General features: G+C 69.7%; 19 protein-coding genes. 10 read left to right on the top strand and 9 right to left on the bottom strand.

The window, feature by feature from the left end; genetic code table 11:
- Positions 1-2 precede the first annotated feature (2 nt).
- A complete protein-coding gene (locus GDJ08_RS15615; RefSeq protein ID WP_017356540.1) occupies positions 3-713 on the bottom strand; it encodes an rRNA pseudouridine synthase in 711 nt (236 codons plus the stop codon).
- Positions 714-774: 61 nt separating this feature from the next.
- Positions 775-1,272: a YgjP-like metallopeptidase domain-containing protein gene (locus tag GDJ08_RS15610; protein WP_017356541.1), complete on the bottom strand. Its 498-nt coding sequence runs from the start codon at positions 1,270-1,272 to the stop codon at positions 775-777.
- Positions 1,273-1,346: 74 nt separating this feature from the next.
- Between GDJ08_RS15610 and GDJ08_RS15605 the strand changes: the two genes are divergently transcribed.
- Together GDJ08_RS15605 and GDJ08_RS15600 are read left to right on the top strand one after the other, a co-directional pair.
- Positions 1,347-1,901: a DUF2058 domain-containing protein gene (locus GDJ08_RS15605; RefSeq protein ID WP_017356542.1), complete on the top strand. Its 555-nt coding sequence runs from the start codon at positions 1,347-1,349 to the stop codon at positions 1,899-1,901.
- 124 nt (positions 1,902-2,025) lie between these two features.
- Entirely contained in the window at positions 2,026-2,292 is a 267-nt protein-coding gene (locus GDJ08_RS15600) for a DksA/TraR family C4-type zinc finger protein (RefSeq protein WP_017356543.1), read from the top strand.
- A 10-nt stretch (positions 2,293-2,302) separates the two neighbouring features.
- On the opposite strand, the gene GDJ08_RS15595 is transcribed toward GDJ08_RS15600, so the two are convergent.
- Entirely contained in the window at positions 2,303-2,884 is a 582-nt protein-coding gene (locus tag GDJ08_RS15595) for a mechanosensitive ion channel family protein (protein ID WP_017356544.1), read from the bottom strand.
- 79 nt (positions 2,885-2,963) lie between these two features.
- Positions 2,964-3,152, bottom strand: a complete 189-nt coding sequence (locus tag GDJ08_RS15590) for a hypothetical protein (protein ID WP_153165213.1) — start codon at positions 3,150-3,152, stop codon at positions 2,964-2,966.
- A 122-nt stretch (positions 3,153-3,274) separates the two neighbouring features.
- On the opposite strand from GDJ08_RS15590, the gene GDJ08_RS15585 reads away from it, so the two are divergent.
- Genes GDJ08_RS15585 through GDJ08_RS15575 form a run of 3 tightly spaced genes read left to right on the top strand, consistent with a single transcriptional unit; the run spans position 3,275 to position 5,285 of the window.
- Positions 3,275-3,859 carry an RNA polymerase sigma factor gene (locus tag GDJ08_RS15585; RefSeq protein WP_017356546.1) on the top strand — a complete coding sequence of 195 codons (585 nt, stop codon included), beginning with the start codon at positions 3,275-3,277 and terminating at the stop codon, positions 3,857-3,859.
- Entirely contained in the window at positions 3,856-4,389 is a 534-nt protein-coding gene (locus tag GDJ08_RS15580; RefSeq protein ID WP_017356547.1) for a hypothetical protein, read from the top strand. The genes GDJ08_RS15585 and GDJ08_RS15580 overlap by 4 nt, the downstream gene beginning before the upstream one ends.
- 11 nt (positions 4,390-4,400) lie before the next feature.
- The gene (locus tag GDJ08_RS15575) at positions 4,401-5,285 is read left to right on the top strand and encodes a DUF4097 family beta strand repeat-containing protein (protein ID WP_026070840.1); all 885 of its coding nucleotides are present in this window, start codon (positions 4,401-4,403) and stop codon (positions 5,283-5,285) included.
- A 48-nt stretch (positions 5,286-5,333) separates the two neighbouring features.
- Here the strand turns inward: GDJ08_RS15575 and GDJ08_RS15570 are convergent, their stop codons facing one another.
- The 3 genes from GDJ08_RS15570 to GDJ08_RS15560 all read right to left on the bottom strand — a co-directional run bounded on the left by GDJ08_RS15570 (position 5,334) and on the right by GDJ08_RS15560 (position 7,515).
- On the bottom strand, positions 5,334-5,513 hold the full coding sequence (locus GDJ08_RS15570) for a hypothetical protein (RefSeq protein WP_017356549.1): 180 nt from the start codon (positions 5,511-5,513) through the stop codon (positions 5,334-5,336).
- An 11-nt stretch (positions 5,514-5,524) separates the two neighbouring features.
- Complete coding sequence (locus tag GDJ08_RS15565) at positions 5,525-5,824, bottom strand: YkgJ family cysteine cluster protein (protein WP_082316410.1); 300 nt, start codon at positions 5,822-5,824, stop codon at positions 5,525-5,527.
- 320 nt (positions 5,825-6,144) lie between these two features.
- Positions 6,145-7,515 carry an Hsp70 family protein gene (locus tag GDJ08_RS15560; protein ID WP_153165212.1) on the bottom strand — a complete coding sequence of 457 codons (1,371 nt, stop codon included), beginning with the start codon at positions 7,513-7,515 and terminating at the stop codon, positions 6,145-6,147.
- Positions 7,516-7,646: 131 nt separating this feature from the next.
- Here GDJ08_RS15560 and GDJ08_RS15555 point away from each other — a divergent pair, with 131 nt between their 5' ends.
- Entirely contained in the window at positions 7,647-7,982 is a 336-nt protein-coding gene (locus GDJ08_RS15555; protein WP_136003141.1) for a zinc ribbon domain-containing protein YjdM, read from the top strand.
- 9 nt (positions 7,983-7,991) lie between these two features.
- Here the strand turns inward: GDJ08_RS15555 and GDJ08_RS15550 are convergent, their stop codons facing one another.
- On the bottom strand, positions 7,992-9,143 hold the full coding sequence (locus tag GDJ08_RS15550) for a tetratricopeptide repeat protein (protein WP_153165211.1): 1,152 nt from the start codon (positions 9,141-9,143) through the stop codon (positions 7,992-7,994).
- A 245-nt stretch (positions 9,144-9,388) separates the two neighbouring features.
- Between GDJ08_RS15550 and GDJ08_RS15545 the strand changes: the two genes are divergently transcribed.
- The 4 genes from GDJ08_RS15545 (at position 9,389) to GDJ08_RS15530 (ending at position 12,307) form a co-directional block, all read left to right on the top strand.
- Positions 9,389-9,994, top strand: coding sequence for an HD domain-containing protein (locus GDJ08_RS15545; RefSeq protein ID WP_153165210.1), 606 nt, complete (start codon positions 9,389-9,391; stop codon positions 9,992-9,994).
- 50 nt (positions 9,995-10,044) lie between these two features.
- On the top strand, positions 10,045-10,239 hold the full coding sequence (locus GDJ08_RS15540; protein WP_026070810.1) for an oxidoreductase-like domain-containing protein: 195 nt from the start codon (positions 10,045-10,047) through the stop codon (positions 10,237-10,239).
- Positions 10,236-10,883, top strand: a complete 648-nt coding sequence (locus tag GDJ08_RS15535; protein ID WP_229296539.1) for a DUF998 domain-containing protein — start codon at positions 10,236-10,238, stop codon at positions 10,881-10,883. The genes GDJ08_RS15540 and GDJ08_RS15535 overlap by 4 nt, the downstream gene beginning before the upstream one ends.
- 80 nt (positions 10,884-10,963) lie before the next feature.
- Positions 10,964-12,307, top strand: a complete 1,344-nt coding sequence (locus tag GDJ08_RS15530) for a virulence factor family protein (RefSeq protein WP_153165209.1) — start codon at positions 10,964-10,966, stop codon at positions 12,305-12,307.
- 296 nt (positions 12,308-12,603) lie between these two features.
- Here GDJ08_RS15530 and mprF read toward each other — a convergent pair whose 3' ends face one another.
- Positions 12,604-15,162 (bottom strand): bifunctional lysylphosphatidylglycerol flippase/synthetase MprF, encoded by a 2,559-nt coding sequence (gene mprF, locus GDJ08_RS15525; RefSeq protein ID WP_153165208.1) that lies wholly within the window; start codon positions 15,160-15,162, stop codon positions 12,604-12,606.
- Positions 15,163-15,230: the final 68 nt, after the last annotated feature.

The raw sequence follows: 15,230 nt of genomic DNA, 5'->3' as shown, positions 1-15,230 counted from the left end.
GATCAGAAGCGCTCGTCGGGGGCGAGGTAGCGCCACTGGCCGGGAACGAGCTTGCCCATCGCCACGCGTCCGATGCGCAGGCGGCGGACACTCACGACCTCCAGGCCGACCTGGCGGCACATGTCGCGCAGCTGGCCGGGATGTACCGGCTTGATGGCGAAGCGCAGGCGGGTTTCGTTCTGCCAGCTGACCTTGCACGGTGGCAGTGGCCAGTTGCGGAAGCTCAGGCCGTGCGCCAGGCGCTTCATGCCGTAGGGCACCAGCTCGCCGGTGACTTCCACCAGGTACTCCTGCTCCAGCGTGGCGCCGCGGTCTTTGAGGTGCGAGACGACCCGCCCGTCCTGGCTGACCACGACCAGGCCGCTGTCCTCGTCCGCCAGCGGCATGACCAGCTGCAGGGCGTGGAAATGGCGCTGCAGCAGAGTGACGCCGGTGGCGTCGAGTTCGCTGCGCGTGTCCGGGGTGACCAGGGCGCACAGTGCGTCGGCCGGCATGCCGGCGGGCTTGTGCAGCAGCATGCTCACCGTTTCGGCGCGGGTCGCTTCGGCGTTGTCACGCAGGACGATGACCTCGTCGGTGACCATCGCCTGGGGCTGTTCGACCACGCTGCCGTTCACGGTCACCCAGCCCCCCTCGATGTAGCGCTGGGCGTCGCCGCGTGAGCAGCCGATCAGCTGGGTCAGGCGTTTGTCGAGTCGGATCGGGTCGGTCATCGGGCAGGCAACGAAAAGCGGGAAGCGGGCGGGGAGTGTACTGGGTGGGGGCGGCCGGGCGTCAGCCGGCGGTACCGTCCAGGTGGGTGAGGTACAGCCGCAGGTCGAATTCCAGCTGGTGGTAATCCGCTTCCATGTGCGTGCAGAGCTGGTAGAAGGCCTTGTTGTGGTCCGATTCCTTCAGGTGCGCCAGTTCATGTACCACGATCATCTTCAGGAACGGGGCCGGGGCATCGCGGAACACCGTGGCGATGCGGATTTCGCGGCTGGCCTTGAGCCGGCTGCCCTGGACGCGCGAGACGGTGGTGTGGGTGCCCAGGGCGTGTTTGAGCACCTGCAGCCGGCTGTCGTAGATCACCTTGGACAGCGGGGCGGACTGGCGCAGGTAGCGGTCTTTCAGGTCCTGGGTGTAGTCGTACAGCTGGCGGTCGTTGCGCACGGTATGCAGGTCGGCGTAACGGCGCTGCAGCCACGGCCCCAGGCGGTCGCCCGCGATCAGCTCGCGCACCTGCTGCTGCAGGGCGTCGGGGTAGCCGGCAAGGTACTTCAGGGCGGTCACGGGGAGCGGTTGGGGTGGGGCGGGCAGACCAGTATGATGGCCCCCGGAATCCCGCAAAAACAGATGCAAGGCGTATGGCGAAGGCGAATCCCCTGCAGGAGCAGCTGCTCAAGGCCGGGCTGGTCAAGAAGTCCCAGGTCTCACAGGCCGCGCGTGAACAGGTCAAGGCCCGTCACGGCAAGGCCCCGGTTGCGCCCAGCGAAAGCCAGCGCGAGGCCGAACGGGCGCGCGCGGAAAAGGCTGAACGCGATCGCGCGCTGGAGGCCGAGCGCAAGGAAAAGGCGCGCGCCCAGGAACTGCAGGCGCAGGTGCGGCAGATCATCGAGACCAACAAGGTCAAGCGCGACGGGGAGATCGAATACCGCTTCAACGACGGTACCGTGATCCGCACTCTGCTGGTGAATGCCCTGCTGCGCAGGCAGCTGGCGTCGGGCGCGCTGGTCATCGCCCGCTTCGGCGAGGGCGTTGAGCTGCTGCCGCGCGCGGCGGCCGACAAGGTGCGCGAGCGCGATCCCGGCGCCATCGTGCTCGACAACGCCCAGCCGGGCAGCAGCGAGCCCAGCACCGGCAACGCCGACGACGACGCGTATTACGCGCAGTTCCAGGTCCCGGACGACCTGGTCTGGTAAGCGCGCCGGCAGTCCGGCAGCGTCGACCGCGGGTGGTGCCGCCCCCGTGCGTTCAGCCGCACGTTGGGCCCGGTCGTGCGTGCGGGTCTATGCTGGGGGCCTGATACGGCATGGGAGACACAACATGGCGACAGGGTGGGCAGGCGACGGCGCGGTCCAGGACCAGATCGACGCCACGGTCGATGACGCCATTCAGCGCGCCCGCGCGCAGCTGGGGCAGGGCCCGGGGCTGACGCACTGCGAACACTGCGAGGCCCCCATACCCGAGGCGCGGCGCAAGGCCGTACCCGGGGTGCGTCTGTGCGTGCGCTGCCAGGAGGCGGACGACGCCGCACAGCACGACGGCGGCGGTTACAACCGCCGCGGCAGCAAGGACAGCCAGCTGCGCTGATCCGTGGGCATCACCCGTCGCCCTGGATGCCGCCGGGTGCCTGCGCCGGGTCGCGCCAGCGGCGCACCGTGCGCTGGAAGAACATGTTGTTGGGCACCTGCAGCACCGTGCCTTCATGGCCGCCGTCGGTTTCCTGCAGCGTGGTGTAGATCAGGTTGACGTCGATCACCCGGCCCTTCAGACCCGGCTTTTCACCGTTCTCCAGCACTTCGATGTAGTCGTGCAGGCGGAACGGCCGGGTGGTGAAGATCAGCAGTGTGCAGAAGATGTTGGACAGCACGCTCCATGCGGCGAAGAAGGCGACCGCGCCGACGGCGGCGAAGCCGGTGAAGGCCGTCCACAGCACGGTGGCCGAAACACCGAGGATGTTCAGCACGGTGAGCAGCGCGGCGAAATAGACCACGAAGCCGGTGACCCGACGCGCGCCCATCACCATTTCCGGCGGCAGCGTGTAGTGCTCGCCAAGACGACGGATCAACCGGCGGCCAATCAGGCGCAGCAGCCAGGCGACGGCGATGGTCAGCAGAATCAGGCCGGCGGGCTCCACGTACTGCAGCCAATCGTGGGTCCAGGCGGGCAGGCGAACTTTCATGGGGGACACATTTCCTTGCGGGGTGCGGCAGACAAGGACCCATCTTAATGCGCGGCGATGCGCGCGGCCGCATGCCCGCTCAGGCCCAGCGCGGCAGGGCGACTGCCAGCTGCCGCAGCAGCGTGGAAACGCACTGTGGCGTCTGGCCGCCCGTCTGCACGCAGATGTCCGGATGCTCGTCCTGCAGGTGCAGCTGCACCGACCACGGGCCGCCGGTCAGCGACCACGCCGCCAGCGACAACCACAATGCGCACGTACTGGATGACATGACAGTTCCTGATGGCCACCGGAGTGGAACACAGGCTTGGATGCAGCCAACGTCGAAAAGGTTTGAACATCCCGGTCGATGATGCGCTTAAACCTTTTCGGTGCCGGTGGCATCCAACGGATATGCTCGACGCCACCATGCCCGCTCCCCGCCTCGCCGACCCGGCCGACAGCGCCGACGACCACGCCCTGGTGCGTGCCGCCGTCGCTGGTGACATGGGCGCGTACGAACGGATCTACCGACGCCATGCGCCGCGTCTGAACGCGGTGCTGTGGCGGCTCTGCGGTGGCCACGCGGCGCGCGCCGAGGATGCGCTGCAGGAGACCTTCCTGCAGGCGTGGCGCGCGTTGCCCACGTTCCGCTTCGAGAGCAGCCTGGGTACCTGGCTGCACCGGATGGGCGTCAATGCGGCATTGATGGAACTGCGCGGGCGCGCCGGCGCAGATGCCCTGGAAACCGGCGAGGACAGCGCCGATGCAATGGCGGCGCTGGTGGCGCCCGACCGCTGCGCGGGCACTGTGATGGACCTGGAGCGCGCGCTGGAAACCCTGCCGCCGCGTGCGCGCGCGGTACTGGTGCTGCACGATATCGAGGGCTGGAAACACCATGAAATCGCCGATCAGCTGCAGATGGCGGTCGGCAGTTCCAAAGCCCAGCTGCACCGTGCGCGCGGTCTGTTGCGCGCACGCCTTGGAGAATCCGCATGAACGAACATGACGACCTGAGCGCGCGCCTGCGGGCGCTGCCCGACCAGCGGGTGCCCCCGGCACGGGTGTGGCAGGGTATCGCCGCGCAACTGCACGAGGAGGCGCAACTGCGCCGCCTGGATGCGGTGCCGGCTGCCGTGCCGGCCGATGCGGTCACAGCAGAGAGGGCACGGCGCCGGCCACGGCGCTGGGCGCTGGGCGTGGGGCTCGGCCTGGCGGCGGCACTGGCGGTGCTGGTGGTGGTGCCGATGCCGACGCCGCATACCCCGCCGCCGTCGATGCTGCAGCGGCAGGCCGATGTCCTGGCCGGTGAGTACCAGCAGGCGATGGCGGCGTTGCCGGCGGCCACGTTGCCCGGCGACTACCAGCCGGCGCTGCACGAACTCGATGCCAGCGCGCGCAGCATCCGCGCGGCCATCGCCGAGAATCCGCGCTCGGGCTATCTGCTCGGGCAACTGCAGCGTACCTATGCGCTGCGGCTGGAACTGACCCAGCAGGCGGTGATGGCCGCCACTGGCATGCCCACATGAAGGAGAATCCGATGCGTACCCTGTTGCCGTTGAGTGCCACCCTGGCGCTGTTGCTGCCGTTGGCGGCGCTGGCCGATACCCACGTCGACGAGCGCCATCCGCTGGCGGCGGGCGGGCGGGTGGAAGTGAGCAATATCGCCGGCAAGGTCACCGTACGCGGCTGGGACCGCAACGAGGTGGCGCTGAGCGGCTCGATGGCCGACGGGCTGACCCTGAAGCAGGACAAGAGCACCAACCGCGTGCGCTGGGAAGTGGTCTACCCGCGCAACAGCAACACCCGGGGCGGTGCCACGCTGACGCTGCGCGTACCGCGTGCGGTGGAGGTGCAGCTGGGCACAGTGAGCGCCGATATCGACGTGTCCGAGGTCGATGTGCGTCGCCTGCAGGCCAATGCCGTCAGTGGCGACATCGCGGCAGCGGGACGCAGCGGCGAGACCACGCTGGGCACCGTCAGCGGTGGCATCCGTTCACGCGTGCAGACGCCACGGCTGGAGGTGCGCGCAGTCAGCGGCCAGGTGCAGGCCGGCGGCGGCATCAGCGGGGAGATCACGGCGGAAACGGTGTCCGGCAGCATCCGTGTGGAAGCCGAACGCGTACAGCGTTTGAGCGCTGAAGCGGTGTCGGGGAGCGTGGACGTGGCCGTGGGCGGTCTGGCGCCGGGCGGCAAGGTCGCGCTGCAGACAGTCAGCGGGTCGGTCGGGCTGGCACTGCCGGCGATGGTGTCGGCGCAGTTGAACGTGAAAACGTTCAGTGGTGGCATCCAGTCCGATGCGGGAAAGGTGGAACGGCCGCGCTATGGTCCGGGCCGCAGCCTGGATACGCGTCTGGGCGGCGGTGACGGCGACGTCTCGATCAATGCCCACTCGGGCAGCGTGCGGGTCACGCTCCGCCGCTGAGTCGTGCGGCCACCGCACCGGCCAGGGCCGGTGCGGTCGGCTGCGAGGTCAACCGGCTTTCTTCAGCGCCAGGGTGTTGCCCAGCACTTCGATCTTGCCGCCGCCCTTGCGGAAGGCAGCCAGGTCGGCAGCGATGCTGGCGCTGCTGACGGCGGTGTTGGACCCTTGCTTGCGGTCGACGCGAACGGTGTTGCCTGCCTTGGGGGAGGTCTTTGGCGTACGGGCCATGGATGCTCCTGCTATGGGTGGATCGGTGAAAAAAGCGTCGACAGATCGTGCTGTTGTCGACGGTAGTCCTGCCGCACGGTGCGGCAGTCATCGCCGCCCATCGAAAACTGGCGGCAGATCGCGGGGCGCTGCGAATAGATCGTGCAGCGCAGATGGTAGGGGTCGATCGCGGCACACCAGCCTTCGTCGTTGCGCGCCATCACGGTGCGGCCCAGTTCGTCGGTATCCAGCAGATGGCCGGGAACCGCGTCGTCGGGCATCACCGTGACCGAGAGCCGGCAGCACACCGCGTCGCAGCGGCGACAGTCGATGGGGTCCGGTTCGGCTACGATGGAAGGGGCTGGTGAAGCCAGGCGTTCGCCCAATGGAATCTCTCTTGGCGGCTCGGGGCAGTGCGTGCTGGGAACGAGCCGGATCGCAGCGTAAAAACGATCCCGGCGCCACAGGACGGGTCCACGGGGCGGCAGCATCGACAGAGACAGTGGCCTGGATCAGGCCCGGAAGGTCATGCGCATTGCGCATTGAAGCCGAAAGATGATAGCGCTTTCGGCGTAACGTTTTGTTAATGCGCGCGCTTCACGCGGCGAAAGCCTTGTGCGACAAGGGCTCCGGCGGCCTGGTGCGGCCCGCCTCAGCCGGCCACTGACGGTTCCGCCGCCGCCCATGCCAGGCCGTGCACCACACCGAAGGACGGGTTGCCGCGCACCAGGGTGGCACCGGGGAAGGCGGCGGCGACGGCCTGCTGCAGGTAGCCGGCGCGCGACATGCCGCCGGTCAGGAAGACCGCCGCCGGATCGTGGCCGATGTCAGCGCGGACCTGCGCCAGCAGGCCGGCCAGTTCACCCATGTAGCCGCTGGCGGCCGCTTCCAGGCGCGGAGCGTCGACGTCCACGGCCAGGTCGCGTTCGATGAAGTCCAGTGCGCTGCGGTGGCCCGGTTCGCTGCTGAGGGCAATCTTGCAGCGCTCCACCTCGCGGTACAGGCGCGCGGTGTTGCCGGTGTCCTGCAGGGCCTGCAGGCGCTTGCCGAACGGGGCGTCGACGTCGCGGTAGTCATGCTGGCGGAAATCGCGCTGTCGGGTCATGTCCTGCACCATCGCCGCCTCGACGTAGTGGTGGGTCGGTACGCGGGTGATGTTGCGGCCGAACAGCGGCATGTAGCCGCCCAGGCTCAGGGCCAGGTCGATGTCGGTACCGCCGCGCGCGATACCCCAGGCGCGGTGGATGCGCGGCGCCCGGGGGCCGCCGACGCGGGCGTGTGCGACATCGGTGGTGCCGCCGCCGATGTCCACCACCACCGCATCGTGTTCCTGCGTGCTTTCGGCGTGGTAATGCATGGCCGCCGCCGCGGGCTCCTCGAGGAAGTCGACGCTGTCGAAGCCGGCGGCGATCGCTGCGCTGTGCAGGATCTCCAGGGCCTGCGCGTTGCCTGCCTCGCCGATCGAACTGCGGAACTGCACCGGGCGGCCGAGCGTGGCGGTGCGCACCGGCGTGTCGAACTGACGCGAGGCGGTCAGACGGATGTGTTCCAGGATGTGGGTGGCGATACCGGTGATGGTCTGCCGCGCGCGCGGATGCAGGTTGTAGCCCAGCATCGATTTCGGGCTCTGCACGAGGTTGCCCTCGTTCTCTTCGAAGTAGGCTTCCAGCGCATCGTCGCCGTACACGGCGTTCTGCAGCAGGGTGGTCGAGCTGAGCGGTGCGCGCATCTGCTCTTCCATCCACTGCCGCCGCACCACCCGCAGCGCCTCGCGGCGCAGCGCGTCATGCGGCCGTTCCTGGCCCGCGGCGCGGGCGTCGCGCGCTGCCGCGTCGACCAGGCGGGCCAGTTCCTGCTCCAGCGCCGGCGTCAGCTCGAAATCGTTGGGGTCACGCATGACCTCGGGGAAGTACACCGTGGTCCGGAACTGCTGCGCCTGCCCGAACTGGATCGGGACGACCTTGCCGTCGACCACTGCCGCGGCGGCGGAATTGCTGGTGCCAAAGTCGATGCCGATTTTCATGCGGGAGGGCCGGGCCGGTGGTCAGGGGGCGCGCACTGTGCGGCAAGGCGCCCGCCGGCGCAAGGGCGCTGGGGCAGCGGGTGCCACCGGGAGGCTACAATAGTGATCGTTGAATGCCCGAGGTTGTCCCGATGTCCGCTGTTCCCGCCTGCCCCCAATGCACCCTGGAAAATACCTACGCCGATGGCGCGCTGTGGATCTGTGCCGACTGCGGCCACGAGTGGACCGCCGGCGAAAGCGCCGGGCAGGCGCTGGTCGTCCGCGACAGCAACGGCAATGCGCTGGCGGCCGGTGACACGGTCACGGTGATCAAGGACCTGAAGGTCAAGGGGTCCTCGATCCCGCTCAAGCAGGGTACGGTGATCCGCAACATCCGCCTGGTCGATGACGACGCCGAGCACATCGAAGGCAACTCGGACAAGATCAAGGGCCTGGTCCTCAAGACCTGCTTCCTCAAGAAGGCCTGATCGCGGCGGTCATCGCGCCTGCACGTTCTGCAGGCGCCAGCGGTTCAGACTGTCCAGCTTGGCCTGGTAGCGCTGCTGCAGCGCATCCCCGCCCAGCGCCCGCGCCCGCTGCATCTCCTCGCCGGCATGCTGCGTATCGCCGACCATGAAGTAGGCGCGGGCCAGGCCGAAGTGGAACTGGTGCGCTTCCTCGTACAGGCGCACGGCGCGTTTGTAATAGCGTATCGCCTGCGCATAGTCCTGCTTCTTCTCCGCGTCGGCGCCCAGCATGTACTGCACGAACGGGTCGCGACGGTGCACAAGCGCCAGCCGGCGCGACAGCCGCTCGGCCTCACGCGTGTCGCCCATGCGGGTGTACAGCGTGCTGGCGTTGGACAGCGCCGCGGCATGCTGCGGCGCGTAGCGCAGGGCGGATCTGAAGTCGACCACGGCGGCCTGCAGGCGGCCTTCGCGCGTGTCCAGCACGCCCAGGTTGTTCCACCCCGAGGCGAACTCCGGTGACATCTGCAGCGATTGGCGGAAGTAGGCGCGTGCCAGGACCAGGTCGCCGGCGGCCATGCGGGCGGCGCCGCGGTTGTTGTAGAAATGCGCCAACGCACGTTCGCGGGTGATCTGCCTGGGGCCCTCGCGGTCGTACAGCACGTTGCGGTCCAGATCGACGACCGCGCTGCGGCCGCCCAGGTTGACGCCCGCATTGACGTGGCCAACGCTGTAGATCACGCCCTGGTCCTGGTACCAGGACACCACCTGGTTGACCTCCTGCACGTGCGCATCGATGCCGGCCTCGCGGGCCAGGCTGACGAACAGCAGGGTGAAGGCCAGGCAGTTGGCCCGCCGGGTTTCCCAGGTCTCGGCCACAGTGAGGGTGGCGTCGGCGTCGTAGCCCAGGTTCATGCCCTGCGCATCGAAGATCAGGGTGATCAGGCGTTGCAGGCGCTGCTCGCGCGACAGCGACGGGGTGATCACGCGCGCGTGCAGCAGGGCCAGCAGCGCCGGCGGGATGGCCATGACCTGGTCCGGGCTGGGGATCGGCCCGGTGGCCACGACCGACACCGGGGGCAGGGGGGTGGCAGCCGGCGGCGGCGCCGTTGCGTCGGCGGCGACGGCCAGCCCGGGCACGGCCAGGGCCAGGCTCAACAGCAGGGCGGTGCTACCGGTCATGGCGGTCTCCTCGCAGCAGGGCTGGGGCCAGTCGCCGCCAGTCTATGCCCGGCGTGGGCGGTGCGCACGCCGCTCATCGGCGTATCCGGCCATCCACAGCCGGTGTGGATGGGCACCGGGTAAAGGTGTGGATAACCGTCGGCGGCGCCTGCGCCGCAAGGGCGTCACGAGGATGGTGAAAAAAACGCCGGGCGCAGGGACGGGCACGGGGTTGCCAGCGCCTGCCCGCCGGCCAATCATGGTGCATGCGCTTTGAACCGATTCCGCTGCCGCCTGCCCAGCTCGCCGAGCTGGAAGCCCGCTACACCGAGCCGCCACGGGCGTACCACAACTTCGCGCACGTACAGGCGGTGCTGCGGCACTGCCTGACCGTGGCCGTGGACGGCCCCGGCTGGCAGGCGCCGGCCGAAGTGCAGCTGGCCGCGCTGTATCACGACGCGATCTACGACGCCGGGCGCAGCGACAACGAGGCGCGGTCGGCGGAGCTGGCCCGCGAGGCGATCGCGCGCTGGCTGCCGAAGCAGGGCATCGATGTCGAACGGGTGGTGCAGCTGATCGAACTGACCGCGCGCCACGGCACGCTGGCTGCGTCGGACGTGGATGCCGAGGCCGCGTTGTTCCTCGATTGCGACATGGCCATTCTCGGCGCACCGGCGCCGGTCTTCGACGCCTATGACCGTGGCATCGCAGAAGAGTACGCCGGTCACGTGCCCGGCTTCCTGTTCCGCATGCAGCGCAAGCGGTTCCTGCGGAAGGTGCTGATGAAGCCGCGCATTTTCCTGAGCGACTTTTTCCACCGGCGTCTGGACGCACCGGCGCGGTCCAACCTGCGGCGGCTGCTTGAGCGCTGAAGGTCGCGGGCTACACTGACGGGCACACCCGTTGCCTGGTCGTCCGCACGATGTCTGCGCCTGCTTGTGATCCCACCGACCCCGACCCCACCGATCCGCGTCCGCGACCGCCGGAAGAGCCGGGGCCCAACGAATGCTGCGGCAGCGGCTGCCCGCTGTGCGTGCTGGATATGTACAGCGATGAGCTGCAGCAGTACCGCGCCGCATTGGCCGCCTGGAAACTGCGCCATCCGGAGGTGCCGTGAGCCGGCCGGTGCGACCGTCCCCGCGCTGGCAGGGGGCATTCGCGCAGGTGGCCATCCTGGCGCTGCTGCTGTTCGTGGCGACCGCGGTCTGGACGCAGGTCGCCCGTGACGACCTGGACTGGGTCCGCGCCACATTGAGCCTGTATCTGCACGGCCCCTGGGGCCTGGCCCTGCGCAGCGCCTACTGCATGCTGGCGATCGCGATCATGCTGCTGGCCATGTCGCTGCACGCCGGCAGTGGCTCGCCGCGCCGCAGTGCGGCGGCCCCGATGCTGTTCTGCGTGGCCGGGGTGGGCCTGATGGGCGTGGCGATCGGCGACAGCTGGCTGCCTGCGCATGCACCGCTGCTGGCGCCGCTGGTACACGGCATCGCCGCCAATACCGCCTTCCTGTGCGCCAGCGTGGCGATGCTGCTGCAGAGCTGGTACCTGCGTGCCGATCCTCGTTGGTCGCGCTGGGCGGGCGCGGCGTGGAGCTGGGCCTGGCTGAGCTTCGTTCTGCTGTGGCTGCATGTGCTGTGGCGCGGGCCGCCGCGCGGCGCCGGGCAGAAGGTGGTGATCGCGGCGCTGGTGGCCTGGCTGCTGGCGGTTGCCTGGCAGCAGTGGCGGCAGACCCGCGTGCAGGCCGCTCCGGCGCGGCGCTGAGCGCTGCGGCCAGTCTGTGTACATGCCCTTGGCCGGCGACCGGCGTATCGTGTGGCGCATCTATCCGAGGATGCGAGACGATGCGGCGAGCCGCGTGGGGGAAGGTGCTGGCGCTGGTGATGGTGGGCACGGCGGCAACGGCCGCGGCCACGCCGCCACGGACAGTCAGTCACGGTCGATTCCAGGACACCCTGGTGTACCTGCCCGAGGGCCATCCGCAGCGGGTGGTGGTGTGGTTCGACGGGGGCCGTGACCCGGGCCGCAGTGCCGCGCGCGTGGCCGCGCTGCGCGCGCAGGGCGCGCTGGTGGCCGTGGTCGATGTGGCCCGGCTGCGCCGCAGCGTGGCACGTGATGGCGGTGGCAGCTGCGGTTTCGGTGCGGGCGATGTCGAGAATTTCTCGCGCTGGTTCCAGGCGTACCTGCAGTTGCCCGGGTACCACCTGCCGCTGATCGGCGGGGATGGCGAAGGCGCCGAGTTGGCTTACGCGGTCGCCGCGCAGGCCGATACGCAGGTGTTCGCCGGCCTGCTGACCACCGACTTCTGTCCGGATGGCGCGCGCGAACGCATGGTCTGCGGTGCGGGCGTCAGCCACGGCCGCCTGCAGCCGACCGAATTGAGCTTCCCGTGGTTGAATGCCGCAGGTGAGGCGCATTGCCGCGCCGGTGATGCGGGGGTGTTCCTGCGCCGCGTTGCGATGGCCCGACCGTTCCAGCGCACCGCGAGCGGCGACGCCTTGCCCGGTCTGCTGGCCGCCGCGCAGGTGCTGGGTGCGCAGCAGGGTGTCAGCCTGGCGCCGCCGCCGGATGACCTCAAGGGCTTGCCGGTGGTGGAGGTGCCGTCGTCCAGGCCCGGTGACACGCTGGCCATCTTCGTGTCCGGTGATGGCGGCTGGGCGGGGCTCGACAAGGAAGTGGCCGCGGCATTGAGCGATGCGGGGGTGTCGGTGGTGGGCGTGGATTCGCTGCGCTATTTCTGGAGCGAACGCACGCCGCAGGGCTTTGCCCGCGACCTGGAGCGCATCGCTGCGCACTATCGCCAGCAATGGCAGCGCCAGCGCGTGGTGCTGATCGGGTTCTCGCAGGGCGCGGATGTGCTTCCGGCCGCGATCAACCAGCTGTCGCCGGCCACGCGCGACAGCCTGGGGATGATTGCGTTGATGTCGGTGGGGCGGAAGGCCGACTACGAATTCCACGTCAGCAACTGGCTGGGCGGTGGCGGTGACGGCCTGCCGATCGCCCCCGAAGTGGCGCGCCTGCCGCCGGGGAAGACGCTGTGCCTGTATGGCGAAGACGATGGCGACGCGTTGTGTCCGGCGTTGCCGCCGGGCAGCGCGCAGGTGATCCGGTTGCCCGGGGACCATCACTTCAAGGGTGACTACGACCGCCTGGCACAGACGCTGCTGGCGCATCTTCCGGCGCGGTAGCTGGGGGAGAGCCGACCGTGGGTCGGCTATCGCGCGCAGCGCGCGGGGTGTCGGTGGCGGTGCGGAGAGCAGCCGGGCAGAGCCCGGCTCTACGGGCGTGCGTGGGGGTGACCTGGCAGGGGGAGAGCCGACCGTGGGTCGGCTATCGCGCGCAGCGCGCGGGGTGTCGGTGGCGGTGCGGAGAGCAGCCGGGCAGAGCCCGGCTCTACGGGCGTACGTGGGGGTGACCTGGCAGGGGGAGAGCCGACCGTGGATCGGCTATCGCGCGCAGCGCGCGGGGTGTCGGTGGCGGTGCGTTATCGGCGCGGGTCCAGGGAGATCAGGCGGGTGGCGTCGAGCAGGGCGGCGGGCAGGTGCATGCCGCCCGGCGCGGCCAGGTAGCGCGAACGCCAGACCGGGGCGAACTTGGACTTGAAGCGGCGCAGCCCGCTGAAGCCATAGAAGCGTTCGCCATGCCGGGCCACCACGTTGGCAAACCGGTTCCAGCGTCCGGCCAGGCGGTGCTGGGCCAGGCCGGACAACGGCGCCATGCCCAGCGAAAAACGCTGGAAGTCGTGGTCACGGCCCCACAGGAACAGCTCGATGAACAGAAAATCCATCGTGCCCTTCGGTGCATCGTTGACGTGGCGCATCAGGTCCACCGACAGCTCGTGGCCGGCCGGCGCCTGCCACAGGTTGGCGAAGGCCACGATGCGGCCTTCCGCTTCCACCAACGCCACCGGGAAGCGCGCCAGATAGGCCGGGTCGAAGCTGCCCAGCGAGAAGCCCTTCTCGTCGCCGGCCTTGTCGTCCAGCCATGCCTGGGAAATGGCCGACAGCGCCGGCAACAGGGCCGGAACCTCCTCGGCCGGGGCCACGCGGAAACTCAGCCCGCCGCGCTTGCCGCGGTTCCAGGCCTGACGCAGGTCGGCCCGGTCGCGGCCTTCCAGTGTGAAGCCCTGCAACGGCACCATCGCCTCCTCGCCGAGCTTGACCAGGGTCAGGCCCAGGTCGAGGTAGGTCTGCCAGTGCGCTTCGCCGACCTGGTAGAACACCGGGCGCAGACCGAGCCGGTCGGCTTCCTCGCGGAAGCGCCAGATCAGCTCGCGTGCGGTCTCCGGCGGTCCCACCGGGTCGCCCATCGCGATCAGCGACCCGCCGTAGCGCTGCATCATCACAAAGCCGGTCTGTGCCGGGTCGCGCAGTACCGCCTTGTCGGCAGTGAGCACCAGGCAGGCCTGGGTGTCTTCGGCGCGCTGCAGGATCGGTGCGAGCGCGTCCAGCGTCGAGGCATCTGCCGGCGGCAGCGGGGTACGCGTGCTGTGCAGCAGCCGTGCCAGGCCGAAGATGGTCAGCGCGATGGCCACCACCAGCAGTGCGCGCAGCGCGCGCGGCGCGTTGCCGGACAGCGCGAACTGCCACCACAGCTCGTTCTGGTACTCGACATGGCTGTACACGAAGAACAGCAGCCAGATGACCGCCACCAGCACCAGCCCGAGATTGCGGATCCACGGCCACGACCAGGCTTCGTCCAGCAGCGCGCCCTGGCGGTAGAACTCGCGGCGCGAGGCCCACAATGCCGTGGCCACCAGCAGCGCGGAGAGCGCGATCAGCAGCTGGCCGCCGCGCAGCCAGATCGGCAGCGGGGCGATCACGCAGATCGCCAGCGCCAGCATCCAGGCGGCATGGCTGCGCCGCTGCAGCCCCTGGCCGATCAGCAGCAGCGCCACGCCGGCCAGACTGCCGAGCAGGTGCGAGGTCTCCAGGATCGGCAGCGAGGCGGTGAGCAGATGCCGGCGCGGGGTGGGCAGCGTGCCGTCGATGACCAGTGCGGCGCCCACGCTGAAGACCGCCAGCGCGATGATCTGCGGCAGCCACGGACGCAGCGCGGTCCAGCCGGCGCGGGTGGCCCCGGCACTGGCGCGCAATGGCCGCCGCAGCGCCGGTGCAAGCGCGAGCAGGGTGGCCAGCAGCAGGGGCACCACGTAGTAGGTCACCCGGTAGATCAGCGCGGCCGCGAGCACGGACGCAGGTGCGACCTGCGGCAACAGCTTGAGCAGGCTCCATTCAAACACGCCCAGGCCGGCCGGCACGCTGGAGATCAGCCCGGCCAGCACCGCCACCAGATACAGGCCGACGAAGCCGGGCAGTCCGGTGGGCGACTCCATCGGCAGCAGCACGTAGAACGCCGCCGCCGCCAGGACCAGTTCGACCATGCTCAACGCGGTGACGCCGAGCATGGTGCGGCGGTCGGGCAGCCACAGCGCATGGCCGCGGATGCGGAACGTGCGGCCATCGCGGCCGACCAGCAGCACGGTGACGGCATAGGCCAGCAGCCCGGCCACGCCGAACGCGCGTACGACCTGCGCCGATACAGGCAGGGCCAGCGCCGCCGCGCCGGGCTCGAGCAGGAACGCCATCGACAACAGCACCCAGGCGCCGAACACGAACCCCAACGTGCTCATCAGCACTACCTGGCCGATCTCACCCAGCGACAGGCCCGCTCCGCCATAGCCGCGCAGCCGCACCGCACCGCCGGTGAGAGCGGCGAAGCCGAGGGTCTGCCCGAGGGTGTGCGCGAGGAACGCGGTGATGCCGACGCGGGCCGGATGCAGCCGCTTGCCGCTGCGGCGCAGGCCGATCGCGTCGAAGCCGATCAGGCAGGCATAGCTGGCCAGGCCGAGCAGCACGGTCAGCGCGATCTGCCCGCCGCCCAGATGGCGGAACGCCTCACGGATGGCGCGATAGCCATGTTCGTCGAATTCGTTGGCCAGCCCGTGCAGGGCCAGTGCGAGGATGCCGAGGCTGATGATGACGGTGGCCGCGCGGCGCCAGGCGGCGCGGGAGGGCGTGGGAGCCGGGGAGGGGTCGGTCATCGGTACAGCGTGCTCCGGGGCGGGCGATGGGAGAGTCAAGGCAGCGCATGGCGGCGTGCGGGCGCATC

Source organism: Stenotrophomonas nematodicola (assembly GCF_009467805.1).
GTDB classification, from domain to species: domain Bacteria; phylum Pseudomonadota; class Gammaproteobacteria; order Xanthomonadales; family Xanthomonadaceae; genus Stenotrophomonas; species Stenotrophomonas nematodicola.
This window is presented reverse-complemented; position numbering and strand designations above follow the sequence as displayed.

What these genes read in the sequence shown, in the direction of transcription:
- GDJ08_RS15555 (WP_136003141.1), top strand. Translation starts at nt 7,647, where the DNA reads ATGTCCGCTGTTCCCGCCTGCCCCCAATGCACCCTGGAAAATACCTAC.
- GDJ08_RS15600 (WP_017356543.1), top strand. Translation starts at nt 2,026, where the DNA reads ATGGCGACAGGGTGGGCAGGCGACGGCGCGGTCCAGGACCAGATCGAC.
- GDJ08_RS15560 (WP_153165212.1), bottom strand. Translation starts at nt 7,515, where the DNA reads ATGAAAATCGGCATCGACTTTGGCACCAGCAATTCCGCCGCCGCGGCA.
- GDJ08_RS15585 (WP_017356546.1), top strand. Translation starts at nt 3,275, where the DNA reads ATGCTCGACGCCACCATGCCCGCTCCCCGCCTCGCCGACCCGGCCGAC.
- GDJ08_RS15580 (WP_017356547.1), top strand. Translation starts at nt 3,856, where the DNA reads ATGAACGAACATGACGACCTGAGCGCGCGCCTGCGGGCGCTGCCCGAC.
- GDJ08_RS15615 (WP_017356540.1), bottom strand. Translation starts at nt 713, where the DNA reads ATGACCGACCCGATCCGACTCGACAAACGCCTGACCCAGCTGATCGGC.
- GDJ08_RS15545 (WP_153165210.1), top strand. Translation starts at nt 9,389, where the DNA reads ATGCGCTTTGAACCGATTCCGCTGCCGCCTGCCCAGCTCGCCGAGCTG.
- GDJ08_RS15605 (WP_017356542.1), top strand. Translation starts at nt 1,347, where the DNA reads ATGGCGAAGGCGAATCCCCTGCAGGAGCAGCTGCTCAAGGCCGGGCTG.
- GDJ08_RS15590 (WP_153165213.1), bottom strand. Translation starts at nt 3,152, where the DNA reads ATGTCATCCAGTACGTGCGCATTGTGGTTGTCGCTGGCGGCGTGGTCG.
- GDJ08_RS15550 (WP_153165211.1), bottom strand. Translation starts at nt 9,143, where the DNA reads ATGACCGGTAGCACCGCCCTGCTGTTGAGCCTGGCCCTGGCCGTGCCC.
- GDJ08_RS15530 (WP_153165209.1), top strand. Translation starts at nt 10,964, where the DNA reads ATGCGGCGAGCCGCGTGGGGGAAGGTGCTGGCGCTGGTGATGGTGGGC.
- GDJ08_RS15595 (WP_017356544.1), bottom strand. Translation starts at nt 2,884, where the DNA reads ATGAAAGTTCGCCTGCCCGCCTGGACCCACGATTGGCTGCAGTACGTG.
- mprF (WP_153165208.1), bottom strand. Translation starts at nt 15,162, where the DNA reads ATGACCGACCCCTCCCCGGCTCCCACGCCCTCCCGCGCCGCCTGGCGC.
- GDJ08_RS15570 (WP_017356549.1), bottom strand. Translation starts at nt 5,513, where the DNA reads ATGGCCCGTACGCCAAAGACCTCCCCCAAGGCAGGCAACACCGTTCGC.
- GDJ08_RS15540 (WP_026070810.1), top strand. Translation starts at nt 10,045, where the DNA reads ATGTCTGCGCCTGCTTGTGATCCCACCGACCCCGACCCCACCGATCCG.
- GDJ08_RS15575 (WP_026070840.1), top strand. Translation starts at nt 4,401, where the DNA reads ATGCGTACCCTGTTGCCGTTGAGTGCCACCCTGGCGCTGTTGCTGCCG.